18 protein-coding genes are annotated in these 22,423 nt (G+C 71.8%); 9 read left to right on the forward strand and 9 right to left on the reverse strand.

Features of this window, described 5'->3' with window-relative positions:
- The 3 genes from ACIGEZ_RS33730 to ACIGEZ_RS33740 form a co-directional block, all read left to right on the forward strand.
- Window positions 1-141 (forward strand): acyl-CoA dehydrogenase family protein (locus tag ACIGEZ_RS33730; protein WP_329849561.1); only part of this gene is annotated, 141 nt, incomplete at its 5' end.
- A gap of 330 nt (window positions 142-471) precedes the next feature.
- Window positions 472-1,269, forward strand: a complete 798-nt coding sequence (locus tag ACIGEZ_RS33735; RefSeq protein WP_399839084.1) for a polyprenol monophosphomannose synthase — start codon at window positions 472-474, stop codon at window positions 1,267-1,269.
- Between the two features lie 17 nt (window positions 1,270-1,286).
- Window positions 1,287-2,843 carry a hypothetical protein gene (locus ACIGEZ_RS33740; RefSeq protein ID WP_399839087.1) on the forward strand — a complete coding sequence of 519 codons (1,557 nt, stop codon included), beginning with the start codon at window positions 1,287-1,289 and terminating at the stop codon, window positions 2,841-2,843.
- Between the two features lie 65 nt (window positions 2,844-2,908).
- Here the strand turns inward: ACIGEZ_RS33740 and ACIGEZ_RS33745 are convergent, their stop codons facing one another.
- On the reverse strand, window positions 2,909-4,186 hold the full coding sequence (locus tag ACIGEZ_RS33745; RefSeq protein ID WP_399839089.1) for an LCP family protein: 1,278 nt from the start codon (window positions 4,184-4,186) through the stop codon (window positions 2,909-2,911).
- Window positions 4,187-4,317: 131 nt separating this feature from the next.
- On the opposite strand from ACIGEZ_RS33745, the gene ACIGEZ_RS33750 reads away from it, so the two are divergent.
- A complete protein-coding gene (locus ACIGEZ_RS33750; RefSeq protein ID WP_399839092.1) occupies window positions 4,318-4,851 on the forward strand; it encodes an acyl-CoA thioesterase in 534 nt (177 codons plus the stop codon).
- A 55-nt stretch (window positions 4,852-4,906) separates the two neighbouring features.
- On the opposite strand, the gene ACIGEZ_RS33755 is transcribed toward ACIGEZ_RS33750, so the two are convergent.
- Entirely contained in the window at window positions 4,907-6,313 is a 1,407-nt protein-coding gene (locus tag ACIGEZ_RS33755; RefSeq protein WP_399839094.1) for an LCP family protein, read from the reverse strand.
- 227 nt (window positions 6,314-6,540) lie between these two features.
- Between ACIGEZ_RS33755 and ACIGEZ_RS33760 the strand changes: the two genes are divergently transcribed.
- Window positions 6,541-7,578 carry a glycosyltransferase family 2 protein gene (locus ACIGEZ_RS33760; protein ID WP_399839097.1) on the forward strand — a complete coding sequence of 346 codons (1,038 nt, stop codon included), beginning with the start codon at window positions 6,541-6,543 and terminating at the stop codon, window positions 7,576-7,578.
- 153 nt (window positions 7,579-7,731) lie between these two features.
- Here the strand turns inward: ACIGEZ_RS33760 and ACIGEZ_RS33765 are convergent, their stop codons facing one another.
- From ACIGEZ_RS33765 to ACIGEZ_RS33780, 4 genes are all read right to left on the reverse strand, one after another.
- Window positions 7,732-9,468: an LCP family protein gene (locus tag ACIGEZ_RS33765; RefSeq protein WP_399839101.1), complete on the reverse strand. Its 1,737-nt coding sequence runs from the start codon at window positions 9,466-9,468 to the stop codon at window positions 7,732-7,734.
- Window positions 9,469-9,518: 50 nt separating this feature from the next.
- The gene (locus ACIGEZ_RS33770; RefSeq protein ID WP_399839104.1) at window positions 9,519-11,273 is read right to left on the reverse strand and encodes an LCP family protein; all 1,755 of its coding nucleotides are present in this window, start codon (window positions 11,271-11,273) and stop codon (window positions 9,519-9,521) included.
- 283 nt (window positions 11,274-11,556) lie between these two features.
- The gene (locus tag ACIGEZ_RS33775) at window positions 11,557-12,690 is read right to left on the reverse strand and encodes an LCP family protein (RefSeq protein WP_399839107.1); all 1,134 of its coding nucleotides are present in this window, start codon (window positions 12,688-12,690) and stop codon (window positions 11,557-11,559) included.
- Window positions 12,691-12,986: 296 nt separating this feature from the next.
- Entirely contained in the window at window positions 12,987-13,742 is a 756-nt protein-coding gene (locus tag ACIGEZ_RS33780; RefSeq protein ID WP_399839110.1) for a TIGR03089 family protein, read from the reverse strand.
- 136 nt (window positions 13,743-13,878) lie between these two features.
- On the opposite strand from ACIGEZ_RS33780, the gene ACIGEZ_RS33785 reads away from it, so the two are divergent.
- From ACIGEZ_RS33785 to ACIGEZ_RS33795, 3 genes are all read left to right on the forward strand, one after another.
- Entirely contained in the window at window positions 13,879-15,297 is a 1,419-nt protein-coding gene (locus ACIGEZ_RS33785) for a peptidoglycan recognition protein (protein ID WP_399839112.1), read from the forward strand.
- 111 nt (window positions 15,298-15,408) lie between these two features.
- Complete coding sequence (locus tag ACIGEZ_RS33790; protein ID WP_399839115.1) at window positions 15,409-16,491, forward strand: sugar phosphate nucleotidyltransferase; 1,083 nt, start codon at window positions 15,409-15,411, stop codon at window positions 16,489-16,491.
- Between the two features lie 822 nt (window positions 16,492-17,313).
- Complete coding sequence (locus ACIGEZ_RS33795) at window positions 17,314-18,282, forward strand: DNA-3-methyladenine glycosylase family protein (RefSeq protein WP_399839118.1); 969 nt, start codon at window positions 17,314-17,316, stop codon at window positions 18,280-18,282.
- Window positions 18,283-18,481: 199 nt separating this feature from the next.
- Here the strand turns inward: ACIGEZ_RS33795 and ACIGEZ_RS33800 are convergent, their stop codons facing one another.
- From ACIGEZ_RS33800 to ACIGEZ_RS33810, 3 genes are all read right to left on the reverse strand, one after another.
- Window positions 18,482-19,777, reverse strand: coding sequence for a coenzyme F420-0:L-glutamate ligase (locus ACIGEZ_RS33800; protein ID WP_399839121.1), 1,296 nt, complete (start codon window positions 19,775-19,777; stop codon window positions 18,482-18,484).
- Between the two features lie 182 nt (window positions 19,778-19,959).
- Entirely contained in the window at window positions 19,960-20,943 is a 984-nt protein-coding gene (gene cofD / locus ACIGEZ_RS33805; RefSeq protein ID WP_399839124.1) for a 2-phospho-L-lactate transferase, read from the reverse strand.
- 13 nt (window positions 20,944-20,956) lie between these two features.
- Entirely contained in the window at window positions 20,957-21,481 is a 525-nt protein-coding gene (locus ACIGEZ_RS33810) for a cysteine dioxygenase (protein WP_399839127.1), read from the reverse strand.
- 669 nt (window positions 21,482-22,150) lie between these two features.
- Between ACIGEZ_RS33810 and ACIGEZ_RS33815 the strand changes: the two genes are divergently transcribed.
- On the forward strand, window positions 22,151-22,414 hold the full coding sequence (locus tag ACIGEZ_RS33815; RefSeq protein ID WP_389215982.1) for a WhiB family transcriptional regulator: 264 nt from the start codon (window positions 22,151-22,153) through the stop codon (window positions 22,412-22,414).
- Window positions 22,415-22,423: the final 9 nt, after the last annotated feature.

Below are 22,423 nucleotides of genomic sequence, written 5' to 3' on the forward strand. Positions count from 1 at the left end.
GACGCCGTCCAGCTCCTCGGCGGCTACGGCTACACCCGCGACTACCCCGTCGAGCGCATGATGCGCGACGCCAAGATCACCCAGATCTACGAGGGAACCAACCAGGTCCAGCGCATCGTCATGGCCCGCAACCTCCCGTAACCACCCGCCACCCGGTGTGGCCGACGCCGGCCGGAGGCGATCCCCCCAGGGATCGTCTCCGGCCTTTTCGTGTCCTCGGGGTGACCGGGGGGCCGCTGAACGGAAAAGGTTCTGTGGAGGTACCGTGATCGGGCCGGCGGGACGTTCGAGTCCCCGGTGGTCGAGGGGGACCGCACAGCCGGTGGGGGACGACAGACGACACTTCGCGCGGGGGGCGTGCGAGTGCGGCACTCGGCAGGACCGCCCGTGCCGTGGCGCGCACATTCTCGGACCGCCGGCCCACGGGCCGGCGGTATGCGCGTCCGAGCGAGTTCAGTGAGGCACCACCCAGTGACAGGCGAACACCAGACCACCCCGGCCGTCGCGCTGCCCGACGCATGGGCGAGCACCCCGCTGACGGTCGTCATGCCGACCTACAACGAGGCGGGCAACGTCCCCGCTATGGCAGAGCTGCTGATGGGCCTTGAGATACCCGGCCTCCGGCTCCTCGTGGTCGACGACTCATCCCCGGACGGAACCGGCGAGATCGCCGAGAAGCTGGCCGAGCGGTACGTCACCGCCGACGGCAGGCCGCGCATGTCGGTCATGCACCGCACCGCCAAGGACGGCCTCGGCCGTGCCTACGCGGCCGGCATGGGCAAGGCCGTCCAGGACGGCGCCCGGTACGTCCTCCAGATGGACGCCGACGGCTCCCACCCGGGCGCCAAGATCGCCGAGATGCTCGGGGTCGCGCTCTCCACCGGCGCCGGTCTCGTCGTCGGCAGCCGCTACGTCCCCGGCGGCACCCTCTCCGACGCCTGGGGCACCCACCGCAAGCTGCTCTCGCGCTGGGCCAACGCCTACGCGAGCACCATCCTCGGCACCCGGGTCCGCGACATCACCGGCGGCTTCAACCTGTGGAGCGCGGACGCCCTGCGTGCCATCGACCTCGCCTCGGTCGGCAGCGCCGGCTACAGCTTCCAGGTCGAGATGAAGTACGCCGCCCTGCGCCGCGGCTTCCAGGTCATGGAGGTCCCGATCCACTTCGAGGACCGCACCGTCGGCGAGTCCAAGATGAGCCTCGCCGTCCAGCTGGAGTCCATCGCCATGCCTTGGAAGCTGCGCGCCCGGTCCGTCGGCCGCCGCTGAGTCCGGAGCAGCTCTACATGTCCAGCGTGCTTGACACCAGACCCGTCGTGCCCCGCTCCGGCAGCCGCCGACGCCGCCCGCCGCGTCGGCGGCTGCTCGGCGTCGACCGCCTGGTCGCCGCCCTGAACGGAGCGGTACTGCTGGTGGCCGCGACCTTCACCTTCATGATCGTCAGACTGCCCTGGATCGGCGACATGGGCGTGCACGCGGCCACGATCGAACGGCTCCGCCACGACCTCGTCCACCCCGGGAACCCCATGGTCGACTCGCCGACGGAGAGTCCGTACTACTCCCCGTGGACGGTCTTCCTCGCCCTGCTCGCCAAGGCTACCGACCTCGACACCTTCGACGTGCTGCGGTGTGCCGCCGTCATCAGCCTGCCCCTGCTGCTCAGTGGCGTCTGGCATTTCACCCGCACCCTCACCCGGCACCGCGGCGCGCCGCAGCTGGCCGTGCTCTGCCTGCTCTTCCTGTGGGGCGGCGAGTCCCTGCTGTGGAGCGGCTTCCTCGGGTTCTTCTCCCTCTCCCTGAACGCCTCCTACCCGAGCACCTTCGCAGCCGGCCTCGGCTTCCACTTCCTCGCCCTGCTCGCCAGGGCACTCCACCGCACCTCCACCGGCTGGGCGGGCTACCTCGGCCTGGGTGGGCTGTGGGCCGTGACGGCCCTGATCCACCAGTTCTCCGGCGTGGTCTTCACCTTCGGCGCACTGGGCGTGCTGGCCTCCCTGCGCACCTGGCCGGCCAGGACCGTCCGGTTGCGGCTCGGCGCCGCCCTCGCGTTCGGCCTCGCGGTCCTGGCGGCATGGCCGTACTACTCGTTCTTCAGCCTCATCGGCGTCGGCGGTCTGGAGACGATCCACCAGGACCTGTACTGGCGGGCGAAGCTTCGCTTCACGCTGATCCCCATCGGCGTGCTCGCCCTGGCCCTGCGCCTGCGCCGCAACCGCCGGGATCCGCTGGTCATCTGGTTCCTGCTCGGGGTGGTGACGGTCGGGGCCGGTGCCGTCCTGGGCAAGTGGTCACTGGGCCGGGCCGAACCCGCCGTCGTCATGCCCGCACAGATCGCCGCCGCGATATGCGCGGTCGAGGGCGGCAGACGCCTCTTCCGCCTGTCCTTCGGCGCCGTGCTCGCCGCGGCCCTGGCTGTCGGCCTCTGGGCCCAGAAGGACGCCCTCAACTTCATCCTCCGCGAGGACGCCCTGCCGAAGGCCGTCGCGGAGAGCGGGGTGCAGTCGAGGATCTCGTACACGTGGACGACCCCGTACGTCGAGTACGGCGACGTCCTCATGACCGGACCGTGGACCGCGCAGAAGATCCCCGGCTACGGCGGCTACACCGTCATGGCGGGCTACCCCGACTTCTTCCTGCCGGACGAGAAGCAGCGCATCACCGACACCGAGCGCTACTTCGCCCCGGGCACCCCGCGCGAGGAGCGGCTGGCCATCCTGCGCAAGTACCACGTGAAGTGGGTCCTGCAGTGGGGCCCCGAGGGCGGGCTCTCCGGGAAGGACCCGGCCCTGCGCCTCGTGAAGAAGGGCCCGAACGCCCAGTTCCTCTACCGCGTGGCCGGCTGACCGCGGACGATGCGACGGCGCCCCCGCGTTCACGCGAGGGCGCCGTCGTGCATCGTGCGGGGAGGTCAGCGGGTGGAGGTGACCGTGACCGGCTCGTCGTTGCGGATCTGCTCGACGAGCTGCTTGACCTTCGGCATGTCCCACTTCAGGGAGTTCTGCGGGGCACTGCCCGAGATCGGCATGTTCATCGACTTGCCGTCGCCGCCGCTGATGCCCTTCATCGCGAAGAACATCTTGCCGAGGTCGTAGAGCGACATCTCCTTGTCCACGATCAGCGTGTCCAGACCCGCGCCCAGCGTCGGGTAGAGCGCGAACGGGTTGAGGATCGTGCCCGGCGTGGCCGCCTCGTTGGCCAGGGCCGACAGGAACTTCTGCTGGTTCTTCGTCCGGGCCAGGTCCGACTCGGCGAAGGCGTAGCGGGTACGGACGAAGGCCAGGGCCTGCTCGCCGTTGAGGGTCTGGGTGCCGGCCTGGAAGTCGGCGCCGGACTTCTTGTCCTTGAAGCCCTTCTCGATGTTCAGCTCCACGCCGCCGAGCGCGTCCACGATGTTCGCGAAGCCGGCGAAGCCGATCTCCGCGTAGTGGTCGATGCGCAGCCCGGTGTTGAACTCGACCGTGCGGACCAGCAGCTCCGGGCCGTCCATGGCGTACGCGGCGTTCAGCTTGGAGCCGCCGCGCGCCTCGTACTTCTTGCCGGACTCCGAGCCCACGAAGGACGGGATCGTCACCCAGGAGTCGCGGGGGAGCGAGACCATCGTGTTCCCGCTGGAGCAGGCCGCGAGGATCATCATCGAGTCGGTCCGCTTGCCCTCGGCGGAGCCGGTGTGCAGCTTCTTCTTCTCCTCGGCCGTCATGCCCTCGCGGCTGTCGGAGCCGACGATCAGATACGTGGTGCAGTCGCCCTCGGAGGGGCGCTCGATCACCTTGGCGAGGTCGACCTCGCCCCGCATCTTCGAGCTGGCCCACGCGTACGTGCCGACGCTCCAGCCGACCACGGCGATGACCAGGACGATCGAACCGATCTTGATCCGGCGCCGCCAGTCGGGCCCGGCCGCGCCGGGTCCGGACGGCGGCGCGTACTGCGGCGGGACGGTGCCCTGGCCGCCCCGGCCGGGCGCCTGCGGGGCGCCGTAGACCTGGCCCGTGTTGTACCCGGAGTCGTAGCCGGAGGCCTGCTGCTGGGTGAAGTTCGGGTTGTAGCCCTGGTCGTACGACGGCTGGCCGTACGGCTGCTGCTGCGGGGGCACCTGCGGACGCTGTACATGGCGCATCCGGCGCGGCCCCTCGGGCTGTCCGTTCGCGCTTCCGCCGCCGTATCCGCGGTCTTCGGGCCAGTCATTCATGCGGACCAGTCTGCCGTTCGGCCCGGTCGGCCCGACAGGGCGGGTGGGGAATCGGGGCGGCGTCGTTGCGAAGCTGATGCAATCAGGACGGCGCCGGGACCCCGCTGAGGACCAGGCATAAGGTAGAGGGCATGACAGATCAGGGCGACATCCCGGGCAAGCCCACCTCCGCGTCCCGCACCACTCTCAGCCACATCATGACGAGCCACGACACCAACCTCCTCGGTACGGTGCACGGCGGCGTGATCATGAAGCTGGTGGACGACGCCGCGGGCGCGGTCGCGGGCCGGCACTCGGGTGGCCCCGCCGTCACCGCCTCGATGGACGAGATGGCCTTCCTCGAGCCCGTCCGGGTCGGCGACCTGGTCCACGTGAAGGCCCAGGTCAACTGGACCGGGCGGTCCTCCATGGAGGTCGGCGTCCGGGTGCTGGCCGAGCGGTGGAACGAGTCCACGCCCGCCACCCAGGTCGGCTCCGCCTATCTCGTCTTCGCGGCCGTCGACGGTGACGGCAAGCCCCGCCCGGTGCCGCAGGTCATCCCGGAGACCGAGCGCGACAAGCGCCGCTACCAGGAGGCCCAGATCCGCCGTACCCACCGACTGGCCCGCCGCCGCGCGATCAAGGAGCTGCGGGAGCGCCGCGCGGCGGAGGGCTACGAGGACTGACTGACTCGGCCACCGGCGGCCGGGCCCCAGCCCGGCCCCCCGGCGGCCGGTGCCCCTACGGGCACACCACCTGGTCCCCCCGTACCGCCTCGAACTGCCCCGACTGGGTCTCCCGGGCACGTACCGGCGTGACCCCCTTGTAGTCCGCGCCCACCGTGACCCGCAGCGTCGGCCCCTGGCCCGGGACCGGCTCCAGCTCGGCGCCCGGCAGCGCGGCCGCCAGGGACTTCGCCGAGCGGTCCCAGCGCGGGTCGAACGCGACGACCGTACGGCCGTGCCCCTTCCCCCCGGCCGTACGCGGCGCGCCCGTCGTGTCGAAGCCGGTGCCGCGCAGTGCCGCGTCGACCCGGCCCCCGAGGCCGTCGGTCCGCGTCCCGTTGTAGACCTGCACCCGGACGCTCTTCGGCGCGACGTCCACGTCGGCCGGCCGCGGCCCCTTCGCGGCGCCGGGACCGGCCGCGGCGGGCCCGGCGGCGGGCGCGGCGGCGGGCGCGGCGAGCGGCCGGTCCTCGCGCAGCGACTGGAAGAGCCTCTGCGCCTTGGCCGCGTCCCACTTCACGGTCGAGCCGATCCCCTTCACCGGGAAGCTCATGACCCCGATGGGCACGGACACGAACTCCGACGACGCCGGCGTGAAGCCGCGCATCGCCTTGGCGAGGGCCAGCATCTGCTCCGTACCGAAGCCCTGGTCGGCCCGGACCGAGCTGAGCGTGGTCGTGGCGACCTCGCGGAACCGCACCGGATTGAGCAGCACCCCGCCGCTGGTGATCCGGTCGATCAGCGCCGCCAGGAACTTCTGCTGGCGCTGCATCCGCCCGAGGTCCGCCGCCCCGTCGACATGGCGGGAGCGCACGTACTGCAGCGCCTGCCCGCCGTCGAGCTCGTGCGGTCCGGCCGGCAGGTCGAGGCCGGTGTAGGAGTCCTTCAACGGCTTGGTGGTGCAGATCTGCACCCCGCCGACCGCGTCGACCGTCTTGATGAAGCTGGTGAAGTCGACCTCCAGGTAGTGGTCGATCTTCACCCCCGTCATCGACTCGACGGTCCGCAGGGTGAGCGCGGGCCCGCCCTCCGCGTAGGCGGCGTTCAGCTTCACCGGGTGCGCGTGGTGGCGCCGGCCGGTGGTCAGATCCGTGTGCTCGGGCATCTCGGCGTACGAGTCCCGGGGCAGCGAGACCACGCTGGCCCGCTCCCGGTCCTCGGAGATGTGCACGAGCATCACGGTGTCCGTGCAGTGGCACGGGGCACCGCCGAGCCGGTACTGCCGGCGCTCCTGCTCGGTGACCTTGTCCCGCCCGTCGGTGCCGACGACCAGCACGTTCATCCCGTGCCCGGCCTGCGGGCGGTTCTTCATGTCCTTGAAGGGGTCGATCCGGGTGATGCCGGTGTCCAGGCTCGTCACCACCGCGTGCCCGATCCCCCCGGCGGCGAGCACGGCCACCGAGAGTCCGGTCGCGACCCGCATCCCCCACCTCGGCCTCCTCGGCCTCCTCCGTGGCCGCCGGCGGACGGGCACGGGCCGGGCGGCGGGCCGGGGACGGGGCGGCGTGCGGGGCGGTGTGGGCACCGGGGGACACCTCCGCGGGTGTGACAGGGGGACCGTGAGCACCGTAGGCCCATACGATCAGCGCCACCCCGCACGGCTCCGGCGGCGCGCGACCGGGTCCCCCATTCGCGGTAACGTGGCGGACGATGAACGCCAAGCCCCCTGTCTCCGTGATCATGCCGGTCCTCAACGAGGAGCGGCATCTGCGCAACTCGGTCCGTCACATCCTCGAGCAGGAGTACGACGGCGAGATGGAGGTGGTGATCGCGCTCGGCCCGTCCACGGACCGCACCGACGAGATCGCCGCCGAGCTCGTACGAGAAGACCCGCGCGTCCACACCGTGCCGAACCCCACGGGCCGTACGCCCGCCGCCCTCAACGCGGCGATCAAGGCGTCCCGTCACCCGATCGTGGTCCGCGTCGACGGCCACGGCATGCTGTCGCCGAACTACATCGCCACGGCCGTCCGGCTCCTGGAGGACACCGGCGCGCAGAACGTCGGCGGCATCATGCACGCCGAGGGCGAGAACGCCTGGGAGGACGCGGTCGCCGCCGCCATGACGTCGAAGGTCGGCGTGGGCAACGCGGCCTTCCACACCGGCGGCCAGGCCGGCCCGGCCGAGACCGTCTACCTGGGCGTCTTCCGCCGCGAGGCGCTGGAGCGACAGGGCGGATACAACGAGGAGTTCATCCGCGCCCAGGACTGGGAGCTGAACTTCCGCATCCGCGAGGCAGGCGGCCTGATCTGGTTCTCGCCCGAGCTGCGCGTCCAGTACCGCCCCCGGCCCAGCGTGCGCGCGCTGGCGAAGCAGTACAAGGACTACGGCCGCTGGCGGCACGTGGTGGCCCGCTACCACTCCGGCTCCATCAACCTGCGCTACCTCGCCCCGCCGACCGCCGTCTGCGCGATCGCCGCGGGCCTGGTCGTGGGCGCCGTGCTCACCCCGCTCGGCTTCGTGATCCCGGCCGGCTACCTCGCCGCCATCACCGCCGGCTCCGTCCCGGCCGGCAAGGGCCTCTCCCTGAAGGCCCGCCTCCAGATCCCGGTGGCGCTGGCGACGATGCACATGTCGTGGGGGTACGGCTTCCTCACCAGCCCCCGGTCCCTGGCGAGGAAGGTCATCGCGAGCAAGCGCCCCGCGGTGCAGGCCGAGGCCGAGCACGCCGGCGCCGAGCAGGCCTGACACACCGGACGCGAACGGCCGGGCCCCTGCACAGGGACCCGGCCGTTTCGCCGTTCACATCGGGCTCAGCCCGCCTTGCCGTTCGCATCGGGCTGAGCCCGCCTTGCCGTTCGCATCGGGCTGAGCCCGGCTCGCCGTTCACGCCGGGCGGGCTCAGCTCTTCTTGCCGTTCCACCGGTAGACCGAGTAGACGTCCATGCACTCCACCTTGTCGTCCGCGCCCTCCGGCAGGTCGCCGGCCGCGATCTTCGGCTTCTTGTACGTGGACCCCTCACGCCAGTCCGAGCCGATGACCAGGGTGATCCCCTCGGCCTTGGCGTCGGCCCGTACCGCCGAGTCCGGCAGGCCAAGGGACTTGGCCACGGAGGCGGCGTTCGCCTTGCCCTGGTCGCCGTCCGCCTTCGGGTAGAGCACCACGCTGTCCTTGCGCGGTGCGGCGGACTGCGAGGAGTCGGCCTGGGTGAAGCCCTTGCCGCGCAGGATCCCGGCCACGTCGCCGGCCCGGCCCTCGGTCGCCGATTCGCCGTCCCCCGCGGTGCCGTTGACGACCGCGACCTTGAAGGACCCGGACTCCTCGGCGGCCGTCGTCGGCTTCGCCGACGCGGACGGCTTCGGCTTGGCGCCGGACTCGTCGCCGTTCTTGTCGAGGGCGACGTCGTCGCGGAGCATCGCCCAGATCTTGTCGGCGGCGCTCGGTACCATGACGAGCTTGTCCTTGTTCTGCGCCCACTCGACCGTCGGCACCGTCGCCGTCGTCAGCCGGTTCACGTTCACGTTCTTCAGCTGCATCGACAGGTCGAAGAGCTTCTTCACCGTCTTGATCTCCTCGGAGACCTGGAACGCCCTGGTGGCGGTGTCGGCGAGGCTCATGAGCTGCCCGGTGTCGCTCCAGGCGTCCTGCTCCTGGAGCTTCTTCATCAGGCCGTTCATGTACATGTGCTGGGCCTTGGCGCGGCCCTGGTCGTTGCCCCAGGCGTGCCGCGTGCGCAGCCACTGCAGGGCCTGCTCGCCCTGGACCTCATGGGTGCCCTCGGGCAACTGGAGGCCGGAACCGCCCTTCACCAGCCGCGTCGACCTGTCCCAGACGCCGGTCTTCACACAGACCGGGACGCCGCCGACCTCGTCCGCCATCGCCACCACGCCCGCGAAGTCGATCATCATCCAGTGGTCGATGTAGACCCCGGTGATGCTCTCCCAGGTGGTGAGGGTGCAGCCCGGACCACCGCGGGCCAGGGTCTCGTTGATGGGCTGGTTGGTCGTGGCCGGGTACGTCTGGCCGTCCTCGCCCGTGCACTTGGGGATCGGCACGATCGTGTCGCGCGGTATGGAGGTGATCGAGGCGTTCTTCCGGTCGGCCGAGACGTGCAGCAGCATCTGCACGTCGGCGAGCGCCGCCCGGTTGCGGTCGTTCTTGCCGCCGCCGAGGGCCACGTTCTTCGCGTCGGCGCGGCTGTCTGAGCCGATGAGGAGGATGTTCAGCGGAGTGTCGCCCAGCGCGTTCGGCGCGGCCTTCTTCACGCCGCTGTCGCCGCCGGCACGGTCACCGCTGCGGATGTTGCCGTTGAGGTGCTCGTAATACAGGTATCCGGCGCCGGCCGTGCCGAGTATCAGCAGCGACAGCGTCGCGGCCACCCAGCGCAGCACCTTGCGTTTGCCGGTCTTCTTGGCACGCCGGCGCGGGCCGCCGCGCCGGTGGCCCTTACGGCTGTCGCCGTCACCGCCTCCGTCGCCGGAGCCGCTGTCGCCCGCGTCGGCGGCACGGCGGGAGCGGGGCACGGAGACGTCCGACGCCTCGCCCTGCTCCTCGTAGAGACTCTCGTCCCAACCAAGATCGCGGGCGTGCGGGACGCGTTCCCGCGACCCTCCCCTACGCACGCTGCTACGTCCCACCCCAGGTCTCCTCGTCCTTCAGGTGCGGTCCAAGGCCGGATGGCTCCGGGTCACTTGGCGCATACCTGCTTGTCTGCCGTCTGCGCACCCTCCGGCGTCTTTGCCGGACCGGTGAGGGGCACCCCCGCGCCCTTGAAGTCCGCGCCGAGGACGAGCGTCATCGGCTCGCGCTCCCCGGCGTCCTGCGTGCCCGGCTTGAGCGCCGTGGCGGGCAGGCCCATCAGATCCGCGAGCTTGCGGGCCTGGTCGGCCTGGTTCGGTGCATACGTGAGCGTGGTCTTGGCCGCCTTCTGGGGGGCGTTGCTCTTGTTGGTCGACCGCGTCACGCCGTTGTCGTTCTGGAGCCAGTTGATCGTGGACTGCGCCGCGCCCTGGATGCCGCTGCCGTTGTAGACGTCGACGCGGACCTCGCGGGCGGTGGAGCGCTCGCCCTTCAGGAGCGCCGCCTGGGCCTGCGCCTGGGCGTTCTTGGCGTCCTGCTGCTTCTGCTTCACCTCGGTGAGCGAGGTGTCGGACTGCATCATCGCGAACAGCTGCGGGGCCTTGACCGGGTCCGGGACGACCGTGATCGGCTTGGGCTCGGCGGGGTTGTCGATGACCGGCAGCGTCATGAAGGTGATGTTCTTGGCGTCGATCTTGGCGAGCTCCTCGGCGAGTGCCGTGAGCTTCTTGATGCTCCCTATGCCCGTGTCGACGGTGAGGGCGTTGGTGGCCGCCTCGGCGAGCCCGTACATCTTGGTCGGGGACGTCAGGGTGTCGTCCGACTTCATCTGACGGATCATCGAGCTGAGGAACTGCTGCTGGACCTTGATCCGGTCCAGGTCGCTCTCGTTGCCGAAGCTGTGCCTGGTGCGGACGAAGGCGAGCGCCTGCTCGCCCATGATCGTCGACTCGCCGGCGGGCAGGTTCAGCTTGGAGTCCTTGTCCTTGACCGGCTTCTCGACGCAGACCTTCACGCCGCCGACGGCCGTCGTCATCTCCTTGACGGCGTTGAAGTCGGCCATCATGAAGTGGTCGACGGTCAGGCCGGTGATCGCCTTGACCGTGCGCATCGTGCAGCCCGGGTCACGGTCGGACTGGCCCAGGCTGACGTTGAAGCGGGTGTTCGACTGCGCCGGGATGGTCTTCGTGGTGCCGTCGGGGAGCTTGCTCTGGCACTCGGGGATGTCGGTCATCAGGTCGCGCGGGATGGACATCGCCGTGGCGTTCGTCCGGTCCTTGGAGACGTGGAACAGGATCGTGGTGTCGGCATGGCCGGGACTGTTCTTGTCCCCGTAGCCCGCGTTGCCGTCGCCGGTCCGCTTGTCGGTGCCGATGAGAAGGACGTTGAAGGCCTCGTCCTTGCGGAAACCGCCACTGCCGGCGCCGGCCACGTCGACGGTCTTGATGTTGCCGTCGAAGTGCTCGTACAGGGCGTACGCGCCCGCCGCGCCGCCGACGAGCACGAAGGCCATCGTGCCGCCGGTCCAGATCAGGACCTTCTTCTTGCGGGACGACCCCTGCTTGCGCTTGCGACGGCTCGCCGAGGCGCGCTCACCGGGCTCGGCCGCGCGCCGGCGGCGCTGGCCGGGCACGGGCGGCGCGGTCTCCGCGGCGCGGTCCTGCGGCACCTGGACTCTGCGGTCTCTCTGGCTCGGCGGGGTGGCGCCGCGGTGGGTGCCGGGGCTCTGGTGGGACGGGGCGGCCTGGCGCGGCTGCCCAGCGGAGTGGTCCAGTCGCAGTTCGTAGTTGCCGGTCTGCGGGTTGAGTACCCACTGGTCGGCGGGGTCGATCTCGTCCGCCCGTCCACGGCTGTGCGCGTCCACGGTTACTTGAGTCCTCCGTCGGTGCCACGCGAGGCGCCTCCCCCTCGGGCGCTCGGTCGTTCGATCCAAAGCGTGCGCGACCACATGGCCGGGAGCACTGGATCGCGTCACACTATCCGCCCAGTTCAGCGTGGGGCGACGTCCGTGACAAATTCCACGCACCTTACAACCGGGCAATTCGCTCAAACCTCATCCCCTGCGTCCCTCCCCTTGGTTTCGCCTTTAAGAAGTGCGGGGGAACCCTCTCCCTCCCGCAAACCCCCAACGGCCCCTCGGTGCCCCCCTAGCAGGCCCCCTCCGCGGCGTTCCGCCCCGGGAAGGCCGGGGTCTCCGACGGGCTCGGTGTGCTCTCGGTCTCGTCCGTCTTGCCGTCGCCGTCGCTGTCGCCGCCCGGCCGTACGGTCACCGGCAGGTCGGCCTTGAGGCGGGCGAAGAGCCGGTCCGCGGCGGGTTGCACCAGTTCGTCACGGTTCGGGTTGTACGCGTAAGGCCGCCGAGGCACCGTCAGGAACTGGACCTTCTCGGTCGGGATCGCCCGCATCGACCGGGCCAGGTCGTACAGGTCGCGCAGCGAGTCGAGCCCCGGGTCGGTGGTGATCGACTTGGTGGCCGCGTCAAGGACCGGGTAGAGCCGGGTCGGATTGAGCAGCACGCCGTCGCTCTGGATCTTGTTCACCAGGGCGCCGAGGAACTGCTGCTGGCGGTCCATCCGCTCGGTGTCGCTGCCGTTGCCGAGCGACTTGCGGGCCCGTACGAAGCCGAGCGCCTGCTCCCCGCGGAGCGTCTGGCGCCCCGCGGGCAGCTTCAGATGGGCGTCGCGGTCGTCGATCGGCTCCTTGAGGCAGATCTCGACCCCGTCCACGGCGTCGACCATCTTCTTGAAGCCCCGGAAGTCGATCACCATGTGGTGGTCGATGCGGATGTGGGTCAGCTTCTCCAGGGTGCGGATCGTGCATGCCGTACCGCCCAGCTCGAACGCCCAGTTGAATTGGGCGAACTGTTCGCGTGTGCGCTTTTTATCGGGTTTCGCGCAACTGGGGATCCGCACCATCAGATCGCGTGGGATGGAGACGGCGGTCGCGCTCTTCCCGCCCTCCGCGAGGTGCAGCAGGATCGTGGTGTCCGAGCGCTGGGTGCCCCCGTCCTGCCCGTACTCCGAGTTCCCGGCGCCCGAACGCGTGTCGGAGCCGATCAGCAGGATGTTCCGCGCCGCGTTGACGGCCGGGGACGGCCGCTCGCTCTCGTACGCGCGCAGCTCCGCCTCGGCCGTCGTGTCCGTGGTGATGTTGGCGTCGAGCTTGCGGTAGAACCACCAGCCGACCCCGGCCGCGGCGAGCACCACGGCCGCCACGGCCAGAGCGGTCCAGCGCAGCCAGTGCCGCTTGCGTTCGGCGGGCGGTTCTGCGCTGTCCGTCACGTCTGGGTCCGTCCTTGATGGCGTCTTCGGCGGACCGGGCGGCCGTCATGTCGCTGAAGTAGACGGCCGATCCCGGCGCTTGGTTGTGCGGAAGGCATCAGTACCCCCCGGCCGATCATGTACCGGAGTCGACGTCCGGACCCGGGTACTCGGCGCGTCGGTAGGCCGTACGGGTGGGTCGGGGGGTGCGGAGCGGGTGACGGTCGGACGAAAGGAGGTCCCCGCGGGCAGGACCTCCGGGGGAGGGGGTTTCTGCGAAAGAGGGTCTCTGTGGAAGAGGGTCTCTGCGGAAGGGCTCAGTCGGCGAGGGTGACGGTGACCCGCTCGCTCTCCACCCGCTTGGCCAGCCCCTCGGCCCCCAACTGTGCGAGGTTGCGGCACAGGACGACGGAGCCGCCGGCGGCGAGCGGCGCGTAGAGCCCGGCCGACAGTCCGGCCCAGGTGTCGTACGGGCGCCCGGAGAGCAGTCGCGCGCCCGGCGCGAGCCCGAGCTCTTCGGCGTCCTTACGGGCGCGGTCGACGAGCTGTGCGCCCGTCAGTTCCGTACCGTCGACGACGAGAGCGGGCATATCGGGATTTACCGGCACGAACGGGGTGAACCGATCACCCTGGCTCGGCACCTCCACCGCGTAGTCCGCGTACCCCGCGGGCGGCGCAGGGAAGCGGCGGCCCAACGGGGCCAGGGAGAGCGCGATCCGGTCTCCCGAACACGCCAGGCCCGCCTCCAGGCCCTCCGGCCCCGCGACCACGTAGTCGGCGTCGGCCGGGTCGCCGCCGAGCTCGACGGTCACGCCGACGGACGAGCAGGCGAGCAGCCACGCGGCGGTCTGCCAGTGCGCGGGCAGCAGCAGCGCGAGCCGGTCGCCCGGGGCGGCGGACAGCTCGCCCTGGAGGAGATTGGCGGTCTTGGCCACCCAATTGGCGAAGGTGGCCACCGACAATTCCACGCGTTCACCGGTGGCGTCGTCGTAGAAAGTGACCAAGGGGCGGGCCGGGTCCGCGGCGAGCGCGGATCGCAGCAGGTCGGCGGGGGTGCGGTCGCTGGCGTTCACGCGGGCAAGGGTACGCGCGGGCGCCCGCGCGGTCCGCCGTACCGGTGACCCCGTCCACCGGTCGGCCCGACGGGCCGTCAGTTTCCGCGCGGATTCCCGCCGAGCGGAACGCCCGCGCGGTACGGACGATCACCCCATGCGTGCCTACCTCGCCTCCTCGATCGCCGTCAGTTGCGCGGCAGTGCTCGCACTGCCCCTCTCCCTCGCAGGCCCGGCCGCGGCGACGGGCCCGACCGTCCTGACACCGGGCCCACCGGCCGCGCCGGCGACGCCCCCCGTACAGCCGGCCATGCCCGGCACCAACCCCAGCACCAACCCCAGCCCCGACCCCAGCCCTGACGCCGACACCAGAGCCGGCGCCGCCGTCGGCGAAGTCGCCGGCTCCACCCAGTCGCTCCCGCTCGGACCCCTGGCCGCGGCCGGCCCGAGCACCCGGGTGCTCGGCGGGGCCGCCGCGCCGGCCGAGCGGGGGCTGAACCGACAGGACGTCAGTCCCTTCTCCCTCGTCGGCGTCGTCTGGGACGACGTCCACACCCCGCTGCGCGGCACCGTCCAGGTCCGCACCCGCGCCACCGGCAGCGGCGTCTGGTCCGACTGGCAGTCCGTCGAGACCCACAACGACGAGCACGGCGCCGACCCCGGCACGGCCGAAGGCCACTCGGGTGCCCTGCGCGGCGCCACGGCCCCCCTGTGGGTCGGCGACTCGGACGGTGTCGAGGTCCGCGTACGCCCGGAGGCCGGCGGTACGGAACAGGCGCCGCCGCTCCCGGCCGGGCTGCGCCTCGACCTGGTCGACCCCGGGCCTGAACCGGCCGCCGCCCCGCAGAACCGCGCCATCAAGCCCGCGGCGGCGCTCGCCGCACCGGCCGGCCTGACCGAGCTCCCGGCCCTGACGAGGGCCCAGACGCTGGCGACACTCCCCGCCGCGGCCGCCAAGGCGAAGCCGTACATCGGCCCCCGCCCGAAGATCATCACCCGCAAGGGGTGGGGCGCGGACGAGCGGATGCGCGAGAAGGGCTTCGTGTACACGAAGACGATCAAGGCGGTCTTCGTCCACCACAGCGCCACCGGCAACCGCTACACCTGCCGTCAGGCGCCCTCCATCCTGCGCAGCATCTACCGCTACCACGTGAAGAGCAGCGGCTGGCGGGACTTCGGCTACAACTTCGCCGTCGACAAGTGCGGAAACATCTACGAGGGCCGGGCCGGCGGCGTGACCAAGCCGGTCATGGGTGCCCACACCCTCGGCTTCAACACCAACAGCATGGGCATCGCCGTCCTCGGCTCGTACGGCGGCACCACCCCGCCGGCCGCGGCCGTGACCGCCGTCGCTCGGCTGACCGCGTGGAAGCTGGGGCTGCATGGTGTGAACCCGAAGGCCAAGACGTATCTCACATCGGGAGGCGGAAACCTCTATAAAAAGGGCAGAAAGGTCAAGTTCAACGTGATCGCCGGTCACCGCGACGGCTTCGCCACCGAATGCCCGGGCAAACGCCTCTACGGCAAGCTCGGTACCGCCCGGACGGCGTCGGCGAAGCTCCAGGGACGGCGGTGATGGAGGGATGGGCTCAACCATCTGCATAAACTGACCGGTCATATCGTACGGACGGGCGAACGACCGCCCCCGGGCCAAGGACCGGACCCGAACAGGAAGCAGAGACGACAGGTGACAGAAGCGATCCTCCTGGTCGGCGGCAAGGGCACGCGGCTGCGTCCCCTCACGGTCAACACCCCCAAGCCCATGGTCCCGGCGGCGGGCGTCCCCTTCCTGACCCACCAGCTGGCCAGGGCCAGGGCCGCCGGCGTGGACCACATCGTGCTCGCCACCTCGTACCTGGCCGAGGTCTTCGAACCCCACTTCGGCGACGGCTCGGCGCTCGGCCTGAGCATCGAGTACGTCACGGAGGAAGAGCCGCTCGGTACGGGCGGAGCCATCCGCAACGTCGCCTCGCGGCTGCGCTCCGCCCCCGAGGACCCGGTCCTGATCTTCAACGGCGACATCCTCACGGGCCTGGACATCCGCGCCCTGGTGGCGACCCACGAGTCCTCCGGCGCGGACGTCTCGCTCCACCTGACGAGGGTCGAGGACCCGCGCGCCTTCGGCCTGGTCCCGACCGACTCCACGGGCCGGGTCACGGCCTTCCTGGAGAAGCCGCAGACGCCGGAGGAGATCGTCACCGACCAGATCAACGCGGGGGCGTACGTCTTCAAGCGCTCGGTCATCGACACGATCCCGGCGGGCCGGCCGGTCTCCGTCGAGCGCGAGACCTTCCCCGAACTCCTCGCGTCCGGGGCGCACCTCCAGGGCATGGTCGACTCCACGTACTGGCTCGACCTGGGCACCCCGCAGGCCTTCGTCCGCGGCTCCGCCGACCTGGTCCTGGGCCGCGCCCCGTCCCCGGCCGTGCCCGGCCGCTGCGGTGACCGCCTGATCCTGGACACGGCCACGGTCGCCCCGGACGCCAAGCTCACGGGCGGTACGGTGATCGGCCCCGGCGCGGTGGTCGGCGCGGGCGCGCGGGTGACCGGCTCCACGGTCCTGGCGGGCGCGGTCATCGCCCCGGGCGCCGTCATCACCGACTCCCTCATCGGCGCCGCCGCCCACATCGGCGACCGCACGGTCGTCACGGGCTCGGTCATCGGCGACGGCGCGCACGTGGGCCCGGACAACGAACTCCGCGACGGCATCCGCATCTGGTGCAACGCCCACCTCCCCGCACGCTCGGTCCGCTTCTCCTCAGACCAGTAACCCCGCCCCCGCCCCGGGCATCCACCCCACGGGCGCGCCCCGGTGGCGGGCCTCCGCCCCCGCCATGGGCATTCGGGCCGCTTCCGCGGGTCGGGTACGGGGGCCTCTACCCCCGCCCGCCGTTGTGGGCCTTCACCCGCTGGGCCCGTGAGTCGCGTTCGGGGGCTTGCGCCCCGCCCCGCCGTTGTGGGCGTTCGCCCCGCCGGCGGTTCCGTGGGTCGTGTTCGGGGCGCCTCCGCCCCGCCGTTGTAGGCGTTCGCCCCACCGGGCGCCGGTTCCCTCTGTCGCGTTCGCTGGGCCTCCGCCCCCCGTTGTGGGCAATCGTCCCGCAGGGCGGGACGGGTGGGCACAACGGGACGGCGCCCCTTGCCGGGCCTAGGCTCCCGGTGCCTGAACGGCCACCGATGCGCGCGGCGCCCTGGTGGTGCGGGCAGGTCCAAGGGGCGGAGGCACCCGCGAGGGTGCCGTCCCGTGTGCCCACCCGTCCCGCCCCAGCGGGACGAATGCCCACACGGGGCGGGGCTCGCGCGGGGCGGAGTCCCGGGGCGGGCCTCACATGGGGCGGGCCCACATGGGGCCGGGTCCCTACACGGGGCGGGGCTCACGCCGGGCGGAGTCCCACATGGGGCAGGCCTCACACGGGGCGCCTACATGGGGCCGGGTCCCCACACGGGGCGGGGCGCCGCATGGGGCGGGCCTCATACGGGACGGGGCCGAGGTCCCGGGGGAGACGGGGCACGCGCAGGCGCAGCCCGCACGGGCAGGCGGTCCAGCGCGCACAAGCGGGGCGCAGCCCGCGCGCGCCCCGTTACGCTCGTACGCATGGCCGGCCGCTTCACCCCCCACACCCCCTCCACCCGCACCACCGTGCGCGGCGGCCACGTCCCCGTACCCGCGCCGCGGTCCCTCGACCTGGACCTGGATCTCGGGCTCACGCTCGGCCCCCTCCGTCGCGGCCCCGCCGACCCCACCTTCCGTACGACCCAGGACGGCTCCGTCTGGCGGGCCAGCCGTACCCCCGACGGCGCCGGCACCCTCCGCGTGCGGATCCACGCGGGCGCCGTCGCCGCGGAGGCGTGGGGACCCGGCGGCGCCTGGCTCCTCGACCGGCTGCCCGACCTCCTCGGGGCCGGCGACGACCCCGCCGCCTTCGTCCCCCGCCACAAGCTGCTCGCCGTCACCCACCGCGCCCGCCCCGGCCTGCGGCTGACCCGCACCGGCCTGGTGATGGAGTCGCTGATCCCGTCGGTCCTGGAGCAGAAGGTCACGACGGACGAGGCCTACCGCGCCTGGCGGCTGCTCGTGCGCAAGTACGGCGAGCCCGCCCCCGGCCCCGCTCCGGACGGCATGCACGTGATGCCCGACGCCCGCACCTGGGCGATGATCCCGTCCTGGGAATGGCACCGCGCGAACGTCGACGGCAAACGCTCCGCCGCCATCGTGCGCGCCGCCCGCGTCGCCGCCCGCATGGAGGAGGCCGCGCACATGCCTCCCGCCGAGGCGCGCAAGCGCCTGGAACTGATCCCCGGCATCGGCCCCTGGACCTCCGCCGAGACCATCCAGCGCAGCAACGGCGCCCCGGACGAGGTCACCACCGGCGACCTCCACCTCCCCGGCATCGTCGGCTGGGCCCTCGCGGGCGACCGCACCGCCGACGACGCCGCCATGCTGGAGCTGCTCGCGCCCTACGAGGGCCAGCGGCACCGCGCCGCCCGTCTCATCCTGCTCAGCGGCCGCGTACCACCCCGCCGGGCGCCCCGCATGACACCCGGCAACATCACAGCGATCTGACCGGCGATGTGACCGGCCGTCTGAGCGGCCTTTTGACCGGCCGTCCGACCGGCCTTTTGACCGGCCGTCTGACCGGCCATGCGACCCGGCCGTCCGACCGGCCATACGACCCGGCCGTCCGACCGGCCGTCCGACCGCCTCCATGACGGCGCCGGCCGTCCGACCGGCCATCCGGCCGTCCGTCCGACGAAGCGCCGCCTCACCGCACCTCGATGAACGCCCCCGCCTGCCGCACCGCCCGCTCCTTCGGCGGCGCGGCCGGCCGTCCGACGGCCACCGCGCCCATCGGGTCCCAGTCCTCCGGCAGCCCGAGCACGTCCCGTACGACGTCACGGCAGAACATCGTCGAGGACACCCACGCCGAGCCGAGCCGCTCCCCGGCGAGGGCGACCAGCAGGTTCTGCACGCCCGCGCCCGCCGCCACCACGAACATCTCGCGCTCGGCGGCGTCCCGGCGCGCGTCGCCGTAGTGGTGGGCGCCGTCCGTCACCAGGCAGGGCACGATCAGGTACGGCGCGTTGCGCAGCACGTCCCCGCGGCGGATCCGCTTCGCGATGGACGCCTCGGACTTCCCGTCCGCGCGCAGGTCCGCGATCCAGGCGTCCCGCATCGCGTCGAGCAGCCGCGACCGCACGTCCGCCGATTCGAGCAGCACGAAGCGCCACGGGGTGGTGTGGTGCGGCGCGGGCGCCGTGACGGCCGCGGCGACGGCCCGCCGTACCGCGCCCGGGTCGACCGGGTCGTCGGTGAACTCCCGTACGGTGCGCCGCAGCGTCACCGCCTCACGGACGGCCTCCGAGGTGCCCAGCCGGAACATGTCGTCGGCCGCGCCGCGTACGAGCGCCGCGGCCCCCGGCTCCTCGTCGCCCGCCAGGACGTGGGGCAGGCCGCGGACGACGGCGACGGGCCGGCCTGCGGCCTTGCCCTTCACCAGGTCGCCGGCGGCGGCGAGTTCGTCGGCGGTGGCGACGACGGTCGCGACGAGCGGATTGCCGTACGCGTCGGTCCCGCCGCGCAGGTCGTCCAGGACCCTCACCCCGGCCGCGCCGATGGCCACGTCGGTGAGTCCGCTGCGCCAGGGCCGGCCGAAGGTGTCGGTGATGACGACGCCGACCTCGACACCGAGCGCCTCGCGCAGCCCCTCGCGGATCCGGCGGGCCGAGCCGTCCGGGTCCTCGGGCAGCAACAGGATGGTCCCGGAAGGGGTGTTGGAGGCGTCGACGCCGGCCGCGGCCATGACGAGGCCCTGCCGGTTCTCGACGATACGGAGCGTCCCGCGCCGCGCCACGACCCGTACGGTCTCGGCGTCGATCGCCTCCTCGCGGTCCTCGGCGGCGATCACCCGCCCCTCCGCCTTGCTCACGATCTTCGAGGTGACGACGAGGACGTCTCCGTCGAGCAGCCCGGGCGAGACGGACACGATCAGCTTGGCGATGTCGTCCCCGGCCGCGACCTCGGGAATCCCGGCGGGCGCCCACACCTCGTACCGCGCCACACCGCCCTCGGCTCCCGTGCCGACCCCGCCCGCACCCGGCCCGCCCGTCCCGGCCCCGCGTGCACCCGCCGAGCCGGCACCGGACCCGCCTGCACCGGCCCGACCCGCACCCGGCCCGCCCGTAGCGGCCGAGCCCGTACCGGCCGGGCCCGTACCCGCCCGACCCGTACCCGCCCCGCCCGTCACGCGTCCGCTCCGCTGGCTCCGCCGGCCTCGCGTACCTGCTCCGCAAGCCCCAGCGCCTCGCGCGCCATCGCGGCCGTCGCGTCCAGGTCCGTCATCATCAGGGGCACCGCCCGGCAGCGGATGCCCGCCGCCTCGACGTCCGCGACCGCGCCCGCGTCGACGGTGTCGACGAGCCAGGCGTCGATGAGCCCGGAGCCGTAGTGCCGGGCGACCGCCGCCGCCGTGGATTCCACGCCGACCGCGGCGAGGACCTTGTCGGCCATGCCCCGTACGGGGGCGTCGCCGACGATGGGGGAGAGGCCGACCACCGGCGCGGGCGCGGCGGCGACGGCCTCGCGGATGCCGGGCACGGCGAGGATGGTGCCGACGGACACGACCGGGTTGGACGGCGGGAAGACGATGACGTCCGCGTCGGCGATCGCCTCCAGGACGCCCGGCGCGGGCTTCGCCTGCTCCGCGCCGACCGGCACGACGGCCTGCGCGTCCACGGAGGCGCGCATCTTCACCCAGTACTCCTGGAAGTGCACGGCCTTCCGCTCGCCGTCCACGTCGATGGCGACGTGCGTCTCGACGCGGTCGTCGGACATGGGGAGTAGGCGTACGCCGGGCTGCCAGCGGGCGCACAGCGCCTCGGTGACGGCGCTGAGCGGGTAGCCCGCACCCAGCATCTGGGTGCGGACGATGTGCGTGGCGAAGTCGCGGTCGCCGAGGCCGAACCACTCCGGTCCCACGCCGTACGCCGCCAGTTCCTCCTTCACCGCGAAGGACTCGTCCTCGCGGCCCCAGCCCTGCTCCTCGTTGATGCCACCGCCGAGGGTGTACATCACGGTGTCGAGGTCGGGGCAGACCTTGAGGCCGAAGAGATGGATGTCGTCACCGGTGTTGCCGATGACCGTGATCTCCGCGTCGGGCGCGGCCTGCTTGAGGCCGCGAAGGAAGCGGGCACCACCGATGCCACCGGCCAGAACCACAATGCGCATGCACAGCAGTTTGTCAGGCGGTGAGCACCTGTGGGGCGGCCGGGGCCGACGGGGCGGCGGCGCACCGGGCGCGCACCGACTCGTGCATCGGCATCTCGGTGAGACCGGGGTAGTAGACGTGCAGGCTGACGGCGGGCTCGAGGGAGTCGTTGACGACCTCGTGGACGTAGCCCGGTGCGAACACGCGCTGCGCGCCGGATCCGAGCGCATGCGCGCCCCGCTGCGTACGTTCCGTCAGTTCGCCTTCCAGGACGGTCAGTACGCCGGAGGAAGGTCCGTGGTCGTGCCGGCCGCTGCTCTGGCCGGGCAGCCAGGAGAGCAGCCAGATCTCGTAGCCCGGGCCCGTGCGGAGCCGGTGGTACCAGCGGGTGGTGGCGTCGTACTCGACGTACGGCGCCCAGTTGGCGCGGTCCGCGGCGATCTCGCGGGCGAGACCGGCGAACTCGGCCACGGTGGCGGGGTGCTCGCGGGCGGGCTGCAGGAGGTGCGGTACCTCAAGGATGTCGCCGGCGATCTGAAGGTCGCTGTCCATGTTCATGGGTGCGGTGGTTCCTCGGCAGGAGAGTGCTGGGGTGTCGCAGAGCAAGGGGTGGAACGGGAGAGGCGCGGCCTGGGAGGAGCCGCGTGGGAAGCCGGAGCGCTAGAGGAGAAAGGCGCGCATCAACAGCTGGGACAGCAACAGCAACAGCGCGCCTGGACAGCGCGGCGGAACCCACGGGCGTGGGTCGCGGAAGGCGCTGCGGTCGCTGGCATGCCACCAAAGTGGCGGGAGAGACACCCGACTGTCAACCCAATGCCCGATTTGGGGGCAATGTTTCACCTCATCCGGTTACAGTGCGCGGAGAAAGGTTTGTGCAGCCCGTGACCAGGAGACATGGCGCAGCATCCGCGTCCGTAAACACGGTGGGGATCCTGTGATCAGACTGTGATCCGGATCGCTTCCGTGGCTGGATCGCAACAGGATCCACGTCTCGGTCGTCCTTCTCCGTGGGGCGCGGCGGTGCGACAAGACCGGCGGCATGTGTCACGTTTTTTGGTGATTTGAACACTTTCCGCATACGCTTGGTTCCGCAGAGTGAATACGGGGCCCAATAGCAGATCTCGGCTTGACTCGCACAGAGCACGAACTTGTAATTTCACTCGTGTCGTTCGGCCGGAATCGGTAACGGCAACATCACGGGGACGCAAAGACAGACGAGGGGCGCACATGACCGAGACGTTCCAGGAACTGCTGGTCGAGGACGCGGGCGAGGAACTCGGCTGGCAGGAGCGCGCACTGTGCGCCCAGACCGACCCCGAGTCCTTCTTCCCCGAGAAGGGCGGCTCGACCCGAGAGGCCAAGAAGGTCTGCCTCGCCTGCGAGGTCCGCTCCGAGTGCCTCGAATACGCCCTGCAGAACGACGAGCGTTTCGGCATCTGGGGCGGCCTTTCCGAGCGCGAGCGCCGCCGCCTCAAGAAAGCCGCCGTCTGAAATAAACAC

This window comes from Streptomyces sp. NPDC085481, from assembly GCF_044541845.1.
Lineage (GTDB): Bacteria > Actinomycetota > Actinomycetes > Streptomycetales > Streptomycetaceae > Streptomyces.

What these genes read in the sequence shown, in the direction of transcription:
- ACIGEZ_RS33795 (WP_399839118.1), top strand. Translation starts at nt 17,314, where the DNA reads ATGGCCGGCCGCTTCACCCCCCACACCCCCTCCACCCGCACCACCGTG.
- ACIGEZ_RS33810 (WP_399839127.1), bottom strand. Translation starts at nt 21,481, where the DNA reads ATGAACATGGACAGCGACCTTCAGATCGCCGGCGACATCCTTGAGGTA.
- ACIGEZ_RS33740 (WP_399839087.1), top strand. Translation starts at nt 1,287, where the DNA reads ATGTCCAGCGTGCTTGACACCAGACCCGTCGTGCCCCGCTCCGGCAGC.
- ACIGEZ_RS33745 (WP_399839089.1), bottom strand. Translation starts at nt 4,186, where the DNA reads ATGAATGACTGGCCCGAAGACCGCGGATACGGCGGCGGAAGCGCGAAC.
- ACIGEZ_RS33815 (WP_389215982.1), top strand. Translation starts at nt 22,151, where the DNA reads ATGACCGAGACGTTCCAGGAACTGCTGGTCGAGGACGCGGGCGAGGAA.
- ACIGEZ_RS33750 (WP_399839092.1), top strand. Translation starts at nt 4,318, where the DNA reads ATGACAGATCAGGGCGACATCCCGGGCAAGCCCACCTCCGCGTCCCGC.
- cofD (WP_399839124.1), bottom strand. Translation starts at nt 20,943, where the DNA reads ATGCGCATTGTGGTTCTGGCCGGTGGCATCGGTGGTGCCCGCTTCCTT.
- ACIGEZ_RS33785 (WP_399839112.1), top strand. Translation starts at nt 13,879, where the DNA reads ATGCGTGCCTACCTCGCCTCCTCGATCGCCGTCAGTTGCGCGGCAGTG.
- ACIGEZ_RS33760 (WP_399839097.1), top strand. Translation starts at nt 6,541, where the DNA reads ATGAACGCCAAGCCCCCTGTCTCCGTGATCATGCCGGTCCTCAACGAG.
- ACIGEZ_RS33755 (WP_399839094.1), bottom strand. Translation starts at nt 6,313, where the DNA reads ATGCGGGTCGCGACCGGACTCTCGGTGGCCGTGCTCGCCGCCGGGGGG.